Below are 1,102 nucleotides of genomic sequence, written 5' to 3'. Positions count from 1 at the left end.
CTCCAGCGCAGCGCCGCCGATCAAAGCGTGGTCCGCGCAACGCCGAGGGTCGGGCAGCGCGCCGAGGACGTGGCCGAGTATCGGGGCCAAACCTCGGAAGCCGAGATCGCGACGTTGCGCCAGGAGCGCGACGCGGCGCGCCGAGACTATGGCGCGGTGAAGGTCCAACTCGCCGATCTCCGCTTGCGCGGCATGACCGACGAACTCGCGCATGCCCGTTGCCGCGATGAAAACCGCCAGCTTCATCAAAGGCTGGAAACGCTGACACGCCAGGATCCCCCCAGCGGACCGGCAGCCGATGACAATGCCGATCTCGAACGGACATTCGACGAATTGCTGGCGGCTGGCGAGATCGGCGCGGCCAATGACGGCGGCCCCACCGGCGGGACGCGCAAAGCGTCTTGACCGCCTGCTGAGGCATATCGGTACGCAGGTGGCCACGCCGAGCCGACGGACGTGTTGGTGATCGGCATGACGCCGCCGCCCTTCTGGCACACCGAACTCGAGGCCGTCGAAACGTCGAGTGCATTCCAACGGTTGTCCTGTCTGTGGATGCCCTCAGCAAGCGTCTTGATCCCTGCCAGAGCGAGGATTCCGAGCCATGAAAAATGAAATGGCTGCCGCAGGTCTCCTCGCCATCAGTCCCGGCTCGATCATTGCATCGCCGAGCGCTCCATGCCCTTGGATAGCATCTGGAGCGGCGGCGGCGTAGATACCGTCTGGAAGAATGTTCAACGTCAAAGCTTAGGAATCGCCATGAGTAGGCAAGATCGAGGCCTTACGCGCTTCTCACGCAGGACGCGCAACGGCTTCAAGAATGCGGCGTTAGCACTTCATCTAGCGATCAACGTAGAACGACGAGACAGCATTGCCATTCGTGTAACAGGCGGCATGGGCGACCATATCGTGGCCGTCCGGTTTATTCGCGATCTGCTGAGCCACTTTGGCCGCGCAAAGATCGACGTCTATTCCGTAACGGGCGGAATGGGCTGGCTCTACGAGCCTCTCCCGGATGTAACTTTCATTGAAGCTCCGAAACGCGTATTTACGTGGGTCACGCATCGATATCTTCTTGTCCTGCAGCTCACACACACCGTAGATC

General features: G+C 61.3%; 2 protein-coding genes. Both read left to right on the top strand.

Translation table 11 applies throughout. From position 1 onward, the window contains the following. A partial coding sequence (locus EN906_RS34995; RefSeq protein WP_206529270.1) for a hypothetical protein occupies positions 1-405 on the top strand: 405 nt, incomplete at its 5' end. A 270-nt stretch (positions 406-675) separates the two neighbouring features. Further along, positions 676-1,102, top strand: a 427-nt coding sequence (locus tag EN906_RS34990; RefSeq protein WP_164777650.1) for a hypothetical protein, incomplete at its 3' end; no start/stop codon positions are given.

It is taken from the genome of Mesorhizobium sp. M7A.F.Ca.CA.004.06.1.1, assembly GCF_003999135.1.
GTDB lineage: Bacteria > Pseudomonadota > Alphaproteobacteria > Rhizobiales > Rhizobiaceae > Mesorhizobium.
Note: the sequence above shows the minus strand (reverse complement) of the source record. Positions and strands in the feature narration are given on the sequence as shown.